The organism is Dyella sp. (assembly GCF_036568765.1).
Classification (GTDB): domain Bacteria; phylum Pseudomonadota; class Gammaproteobacteria; order Xanthomonadales; family Rhodanobacteraceae; genus GSA-30.
On the sequence record NZ_DATCRY010000105.1, the window covers coordinates 1 to 8326 of the forward strand.

The 8326-nt window shown below is 61.9% G+C and carries 6 protein-coding genes; 4 read left to right on the forward strand and 2 right to left on the reverse strand.

The features are described from left to right. Window positions 1–79 precede the first annotated feature (79 nt). Window positions 80–1288, forward strand: coding sequence for an efflux RND transporter periplasmic adaptor subunit (locus tag VIM98_RS07625; protein ID WP_331992502.1), 1209 nt, complete (start codon window positions 80–82; stop codon window positions 1286–1288). Between the two features lie 61 nt (window positions 1289–1349). Then, window positions 1350–2870, forward strand: a complete 1521-nt coding sequence (locus VIM98_RS07630) for a DHA2 family efflux MFS transporter permease subunit (RefSeq protein WP_331992503.1) — start codon at window positions 1350–1352, stop codon at window positions 2868–2870. A 120-nt stretch (window positions 2871–2990) separates the two neighbouring features. Here the strand turns inward: VIM98_RS07630 and VIM98_RS07635 are convergent, their stop codons facing one another. Beyond that, entirely contained in the window at window positions 2991–3515 is a 525-nt protein-coding gene (locus tag VIM98_RS07635; RefSeq protein WP_331992504.1) for an acyloxyacyl hydrolase, read from the reverse strand. Window positions 3516–3721: 206 nt separating this feature from the next. On the opposite strand from VIM98_RS07635, the gene VIM98_RS07640 reads away from it, so the two are divergent. Both VIM98_RS07640 and VIM98_RS07645 read left to right on the forward strand, forming a co-directional pair. Further along, a complete protein-coding gene (locus VIM98_RS07640) occupies window positions 3722–4288 on the forward strand; it encodes a DUF2239 family protein (RefSeq protein ID WP_331992505.1) in 567 nt (188 codons plus the stop codon). Window positions 4289–4338: 50 nt separating this feature from the next. Continuing rightward, window positions 4339–5781: an MATE family efflux transporter gene (locus VIM98_RS07645; RefSeq protein ID WP_331992506.1), complete on the forward strand. Its 1443-nt coding sequence runs from the start codon at window positions 4339–4341 to the stop codon at window positions 5779–5781. A gap of 127 nt (window positions 5782–5908) precedes the next feature. Here VIM98_RS07645 and VIM98_RS07650 read toward each other — a convergent pair. Then, a partial coding sequence (locus VIM98_RS07650; RefSeq protein ID WP_331992507.1) for an efflux RND transporter permease subunit occupies window positions 5909–8326 on the reverse strand: 2418 nt, incomplete at its 5' end.

Genomic DNA, 8326 nt, shown 5'->3' on the forward strand with positions numbered 1-8326 from the left:
CGGCGGCTATCGCCCGCAGCCCGATGACGCTGCCGTGGCTTCCTCCCCTACCCCTTCCCGTTCCTGAGGCTGATTTGTCATGTCTAGCCAGAATCCCGTCACAGCCGACGCTACGGCTGTCCCTCCCAAGAAGAGCCGCCGCGGCCTGCTGTTGCGCCTGCTCGCTGGCGTACTGGTGCTCGTCGCCATCGCCTGGGGCCTTTGGTACTACTTCGACGGTCGCTGGTACGAAGGTACCGACGACGCCTACGTCAACGGCAACATCGTGCAGGTCACCCCGCAGGTGCCCGGCACCGTGGTGACCATCGGCGCTGACGACGGCGACCTGGTGCATGCCGGCGATGTGCTGGTCACGCTCGATCGCGCCAATACCGAAGTCGCGCTGGCCGAAGCAAAGGCCAACCTAGGCAGCACCGTGCGCCGCGTACGCGGCTTGTATAGCACGGTATCCGGTGCGCAGGCCGATGTAGCCGTGCGCAAGGTGGCGCTGGACAAGGCGCGTGCGGACTACAACCGCCGCCGCGATCTCGCCAAATCCGGTGCGATCTCCAGCGAAGAGCTGTCGCATGCCCTCGATGCGCTGAATTCCGCGCAGAGTGCGATGACCACCGCCGAGCAGCAGCTGCAGACCAACAAGGTGTTGGTCGACGATACGGTCGTCGCTTCGCATCCGGATGTGATGGCCGCCGCGGCGCGTCTGCGCCAGGCCTATCTGGACAATCTGCGCACCACGATCATCGCGCCGGTGGACGGTTATGTCGCCAAGCGCTCCGTGCAGCTGGGCCAGCGCATCGCCGTCGGTGCGCCGCTGATGGCCGTCGTGCCGCTGCACCAGGTGTGGATCGACGCCAACTTCAAGGAAACCCAGCTGACCCATATGCGCCTTGGCCAGCCGGTGGAAGTCACGGCCGACGTCTATGGCGGCAGCGTCAAGTACAAAGGTACGGTCGAAAGCCTTGGCGTGGGCACGGGTAGCGCGTTCTCGTTGCTCCCGGCGCAAAACGCTACCGGCAACTGGATCAAGATCGTGCAGCGCGTGCCGGTGCGCATCTTCTTCACCGATCCCAAGCAGCTCGATGAACATCCGCTGCGCATCGGTCTGTCGACCGACGTGGAAGTGAGCCTGCACGACCAGAGCGGCCCGATGCTGGCGCAGAAGGCACCGACCTCGCCGGCGTTCAACACCGACGTGTACACCAAGCAGCTCACCCAGGCCAATGGCGTGATCGACCAGATCATCCACGCCAATACCGCCGGCAGTAGCGCGGCCGACGCGTCGAAGCAGTAAGCCGTCCCGGACCCCTCGCCATTATGGCGAGGGGCATCCCCAAGCCCTCGCAAACAAAGCCATGAACACTTCCTTCCGTCCGCCGAGCATCGGGCTATCGACGATAGGCCTGTCGCTGGCCACCTTCATGCAGGTGCTGGACACGACCATTGCCAACGTGTCGTTGCCGACGATTGCCGGCAACCTCGGTGTGAGCGTGAACCAGAGCACCTGGGTGATCACCTCGTTCGCGGTCAGCATGGCTATCGCCCTTCCGCTGACCGGCTTCCTCACCCGCCGATTCGGCGAAGTGAAGCTGTTCATCTGGTCGACCCTGCTGTTCTCGCTGGCCTCGTTCCTGTGCGGCATCTCCCAAAGCATGGGCATGCTGATCCTGTTCCGCGCGATCCAGGGCGCGGTCGCCGGCCCGATGTATCCCATCACCCAGAGCTTGATGATCTCGATCTACCCGCCGGCCAAGCGCAGCATGGCCTTGGCCTTACTGGCGATGGTGACGGTGGTCGCGCCGATTGCCGGCCCGATCCTGGGCGGCTGGATCACCGATGACTACTCCTGGCCCTGGATCTTCTTCATCAACGTGCCCATCGGCATTTTCGCCAGCATGGTCGTGGCGAATCAGATGAAAGGTCGCAACGATGTCACATCGCGGCCGAAGATGGACTATGTCGGCCTGATCACCTTGGTGATCGGTGTGGGCGCGCTGCAGATCGTGCTGGACAAGGGCAATGACGAAGACTGGTTCAACTCGTCTTTCATTGTCATCACCAGCATCGTCTCCGCGATCGCGCTGATCGTGTTCCTGATCTGGGAACTGACCGACAAAGATCCGATCGTCGACCTGAAGCTGTTGCGTCATCACAATTTCCGCACCGGTACGATTGCCCTGGTGCTGGCCTATGCCGCGTTCTTTGCCATCGGCCTGCTGATCCCGCAATGGCTCCAGCGCAACATGGGCTACACCGCGACCTGGGCCGGTTTCGCCAGCGCACCGTTAGGCATTCTGCCGGTGCTGCTGACCTTCGTCGTCGGCAAGTATGCGAACCGCTTCGATCTGCGCTTCCTGGCCTCGTGCGCGTTCTTCGTCATGGGCCTTACCTGCCTGCTGCGCTCGCAGTTCTACCTCGATGTGAATTTCGCCCACGTCGCTGGCGTGCAGTTGTTGCAAGGCCTTGGCGTGGCGTTGTTCTTCATGCCGGTGACCACGATCCTGCTATCGGACCTGCAGCCCCACGAAATTGCCGCCGGTGGCGGCCTGGCGACCTTCTTGCGCACCGTGGGAGCCAGCTTCTCCGCGTCGCTGACCACCTTCATGTGGGATCGCCGCGCGATCGTGCACCACGCGCAGTTGACCGAGCACATCACGCCCTACGACCAGAATACGCAGGCCGCCGTGGCACAGATGGGCGACAGCCAGCACACGATGGCGGTGATCAACCAGATGATTACCCAGCAGGGTTACCAGATCTCGTTCAACGAAGTATTCCACGTACTCGGCTGGATCTTCTTCGCTCTGATCGTGGTGGTGTGGTTGGCACGGCCGCCATTTTCGGCAAAGGCAGGTGCTGGCGGCGGTGCGCACTGAGACTGTGCCCCTCGCGCCCAGCCATCTCTCGTTCCTTTAGAGAGCGGACCTCTACCTACACGGCAGTCCAAAAAAAAGCCCGCATAACGCGGGCTTTTTTTCCGATCCGTCCGGGCCGCCTTATAGATTGAACGCGAAGCCCACCAGGGCCATCGTCTCCCCGCGGTTCGGGTCGTGGATGCCGGCATTCGAAACGTGCCGAATCTGCAGGCTCCAATGCTTGAACTGGTAGCCCACCGTATTGACGAATTCGCCGGTACTGCTGAGCGCAATGGTCTTGCCGCTCAGCACGGCCACCTGCGGTGCCCAGAAAAAGCCGTGATACCAGTCGTCGTCGCTGCCGTACTGCAAGCGAACGCCGCCTGCCAACAGCTTGACGTCATCGGTGGTGCCGTATCTGGTGTTGCGGTAGCGCGCGATGTCGCGGCCGTTGATGTAGCCGAGCGAGAAGTCGCCGGCCCAAGTGAAGTTGCTATGGCCGATCTGACTGTCGTCGGTGACAAACTCGACGAAAGCAGCGTTAGTGCCGTGGCTGTCCATGTAGCTGCGGCCGCCCTGGATTTCCAGGCGCGCCGCTGCGGCGGGTAGGGTCAGTCCAAGCAGGGCCAGGGCGAGAGCGCTGCGGGCAAAGGTGATGAGACGCATGATACGGGTGGATCCTTAGGCTTAAGGAAAGCTTTTGTGTACTTAATAGTTTACAAAAACGGGTTCACGTTAAGTGAAGGCCGTACTGCTGAATTCAAGGACACATTGTTTCCTGTGATCGAACAGTGACAATCGCCTGTTGACAGGGGTAATTACCCGGGTAATATATGCTGCTATTTCAGCCGGGTAAAATTATGAATCCAGCCATGACTTGCACCGCCTTCGCCGGCACCCGCCGATTGGCTTCCGGAGCGCTTGCCGACGTCGCGTTGGCCGTCAAGCGCGTTATCGATGCGCAGGCGGAAATGCCGGTGCTCATTTTCGACGACAGCAACGCACGCCAGATCGAACTCGATCTGCGCGGTAGCGAACAGGATGTGCTGGCGCGTCTGCAAGTTACCGAGCCCTCGCCTGCCCGTGGGCCGGGCCGTCCCCGGCTGGGGGTGACCGCACGCGAAGTGACTCTGCTGCCACGCCACTGGGACTGGCTGGCCGAGCAGCCGGGCGGTGCTTCGGCGGTTTTGCGTCGGCTGGTCGAGGCCGCGATACGTCGGGGCGATGCCGAAGGCCGTGCCAGCCAGGCGAACGAGGCAGCCGATCGCTTCATGCGCGTCATGGCGGGCGACTATCCCGGTTACGAAGAAGCCTCTAGAGCGTTCTGGCGCGGCGAAGCCGAACGCTTCGATGCGCTCACCGCACCTTGGCCCGCCGATGTGCGCGATCATCTGCGCAAACTCGCGGCGATCGCCTGGGACGAACGCCGCGCATCGTAGGCCTCTCATAACGCGCTATTCTTTCTTTTCTCCAAAGCGAAACCGCATCCATGTCGTCCCCACAAGCGCGTCGGCCCCTGCTGACTGAAGGTCCGATCGCCAAGACCCTGTTGTTGTTTGCGTTGCCGATCCTGGGCAGCACGGTGTTGCAATCGCTCAACGCCTCGGTCAATGCCATGTGGATCGGGCACTACCTGGGCGAATCGGCGCTGACCGCAACCAGCAATGCCACGCTGATCCTGTTCCTGCTGCTGAGCGCGGTGTTCGGTGTAAGCATGGCCTGCACCATTCTGGTCGGGCAAAGCCTGGGCGCGCGCAATGTCCTGGAAGCCAAGCGCGTGGTCGGCACCAGCGCCGGTTTCTTCCTGGCCATATCGATCACCATTGCGGCGCTGAGCTATCTGTTTACGCCCGCGCTGTTGCGCGCCATGGGCACGCCGGCCGATGCCCTGCCCTATGCGGTGCCGTACCTGCGGATCATCTTCCTGGCGTTACCGTCGATGTACTTCTACAACTTCATGATGATGACACTGCGCGGCGCGGGCGATTCGCGTACGCCGTTCATGTTCATGGGTTTGTCGGTAGTACTGGATGTGGCGCTGAATCCGATTCTGATCTTCGGTCTCGGCCCGTTTCCGAAGATGGGAATCGCCGGTTCGGCGACTGCGACGCTGATCGCACAGAGCGTCGCGCTATTCGCGCTGCTCGGCACGTTGTACGCCCGCAAGTACTTCCTGCGTATCACCCGCGCCGAGCTCAAGCTGTTGCTGCCGGATACGACGATCCTGCGCGCCTTGATCTTCAAGGGCTTGCCGATGGGCCTGCAGATGATCGTGATCTCGTCCTCGGCGATCCTGATGATGCGCCTGGTGAACAGCTATGGCTCGCAGACTACCGCCGCATACGGTGCGGCGACCCAGTTGTGGAACTACGTGCAGATGCCGGCGATGGCCATCGGCGCAGCCGTCTCGTCGATGGCGGCGCAGAATGTCGGCGCACGGCTATGGGACCGGGTCGGCCGCATCGCCGTGACCGGCGTGGGCTATAACTTCCTGCTCAGCGGGACGCTGGTCGCTCTCGTGTACCTGTTCAACCAGCCGGCGCTGAATCTGTTCCTGCCTGGCGATAGCGTCGGTCTGCACCTGGCCGAACATCTCAATGCGATCGTCGTGTGGTCGTTCGTTTTCTTCGGCGTCACCTTTGTGATCTTCGGTGTGGTGCGCTCCACCGGTGCCGTCTGGGCTCCGTTGATCATCCTCACCATCACCATGTGGCTGGTGCGCCCGCCATTCGCGCTGAGCCTGATGTCGAGCATGGGGGCGGATGCGATCTGGTGGAGTTTTCCGCTCGGCTCGCTGCTATCCATGCTGCTTGCGATGGCCTATTACCGCTGGGGCGGTTGGAAGCAGGCGCATATGCTGGTACAGCCGTCCAAGACTGGCATGTTGCCGAAAGTACCCACGCAGCCGGCACCTGTCTCCATAGGCGAATAAAGTTCGGCAAACGGAAGCTAAAAGGGCGCCATGCGGCGCCCTTTTTTTTATAGCGGCGAGAGATCGTTTCGATGCCCAAATCCGGGGCGGTTGTCGCGCCACGGTCTCCCATCTCCCGATGCGATCGCTACGTCGCCTGCGTCGCTGCCTTCAACGCCCGCTTTGCCGCCTTGCGCTCGCGCCGTGCCTGTTTGCGCACCTTGCGGTCGTAGTTCCACAGATAGATTGCCGGCGTACTGAGCAAGGTCAGCAACTGCGAGACCAGCAGGCCGCCGACGATGGCGATACCCAGTGGCTGACGCATTTCCGAACCGACCCCGAAACCGATCGCCAATGGCAGGGCCGCCCCCATGGCGACCAGGGTGGTCATGGTGATCGGGCGGAAGCGCACCAGAGCGGCCTCGCGGATGGCCTCGGGCGCGGGCAAGCCGCGCTCGCGTTGCGCCACCAGCGCAAAGTCCACCATCAGGATCGCGTTCTTCTTGACGATGCCGATCAGCATCAGGATCGCGATGATCGCCATCACCGAGAGCGGGGTCTGCGTCACCAGCATGGCCAGGAACGCGCCGGCCCCGGCTGCGGGCAGGGTGGAGAGGATGGTCAGCGGGTGGCCGAGGCTCTCATAAAGAATGCCCAGCACGATGTACATCGCAACGATCGCCGCGCCGAGCAGAATCCAGCCACTGTTCTGCGCCTGCTGCAGTCGCTGATTCTGGCCGGTGAACTCGACATGGACGCCAGCAGGCAGACCGACCGCGATCGCCGCCTGGTTGACCAGGGCGACACCGCGATCCTGCGTGACATCCGGTGCCAGGTTGTAGGAAATCGTCGAAGCTTCCAGCTGATTATGATGGCGAATGCCCATCGGGCTGATATCGGGTGAGATCCGCGCTATTGCCGAGAACGGAATCATCTGTCCCTGCGCATTGCGTACGCGCAGGTTGAGCAAGGCCTCGGGACTGAGCGAATCGGCCTTGGACGAGGTCAGCACGACCCAGTACTGGTTGATATCCGAATAGATGATCGATACCTGGCGCTGCCCGAACGAGTCGTATAGTGCGGAGTCGACCATGCCCATGCCGACCTGCAAGCGGCCGGCGGCTTCCCGGTCGACCTTGATCATCTGCTGCTTGCCGACTTGATCGAAATTGCTGCCGACGTCGCGCAGGTCTTTGAGCGTACGCATGTAACGGACCATCTTCAGGGTCCATGGCTGCAGGTCGTCGCCGTCGGTACTGATCAGCTGGAACTCGTACGAGGTGCCACGACCGCCGCTGCCGCCGCCGCCAAGGAACTGCACCAGATTCAGCGAGACGCGGATGTTGGGCAATGCGTCGTATTGCTTGGAGAGCCGCTCCATAATCTTCTTGGCACTCTCGTGGCGATCGTTCGGCCCATCGCCAAGCGGCTTCAAGTCGATGTACATGGTGCCGGAATTGCCGACGGCGCTGCTGCCGTCATTGCCACCGAGCAATGTCAGCACATCGAGTACGGCCGGATCCTTGCGCATGATCTCCGCTGCCTCCTTGGCTCGTTCGGCCATCAGCGCCGGCGAGATATTGGTATCGGCGACGATGTCGGCCTGCAACATGCCGATGTCTTCTTCCGGCATGAACGTGCCGCCTGCCGTAGCGACGACGGCGACACACAACCCTACCGTGGCGGCCAGCAGGATAATCGGCTGCCAGCGCATCAGCCGGCGATGGCGCATTGCCCAGTTCAGAGCGCTTTCATAGGCGCGATGCAGTGTGCGGTCGAATCGTTCCAGCGCGCGTTCGAGGCGGCCGGGCGTCTTGTCGCCCTCATGCTCGAGCTTGAGGAAATACCCGCAGAAAGCCGGGGTCAGCGTCAGCGATACCAGCGCGGAGATCACCACCGCAGCCGTGAGGGTGACCGAAAACTCGCGCAGCAGCATCACGATCATGTTGTTGCCGAACAGCATCGGCGCGAACACCGCGATGAGCGAGAGTGTAATGGAGATCACCGTAAAGCCGATCTCGCGTACACCGGTCAGTGCCGCCACCAGGGCAGGCTGGCCATTCTCCATGTGGCGCACGATGTTTTCCGTCACGACGATCGCATCGTCGACGACAAAGCCGATGCACAATACCAACGCGACAAGCGACAAGGTATTGAGCGTGTAGCCAAGGATCCACATCACCACAAAGGCGCCGGCCAGCGACAGAGGCACGCTGATCATCGCGATCAGGGTAGGGCGCATGCGTCGCAGGAACACGAACATCACGAACGCCACCATCGCGATGGAAATCAGTAGCGCGGTCTGAACTTCGTTGAGTGCGGACCGGGTCGTCTGGGTCAAGTCGAAGACCGGCGTGATTTCGACGTCGGCAGGCAACAGATTCTTGAAGCCGGGCAATTTGGCGCGGATCTGCTCTACGGTCGCCACGGCATTGGCGTCCGCACGTTTGCTGATCTGCATCGACACCGTGCGTTGATCGTTGAACCAGGCCGCCTGGTAGATATCTTGCTGGCCGCTGGTAATCGTCGCTACGTCGGATAACCGTACGGGAATGCCGTTCTTGGT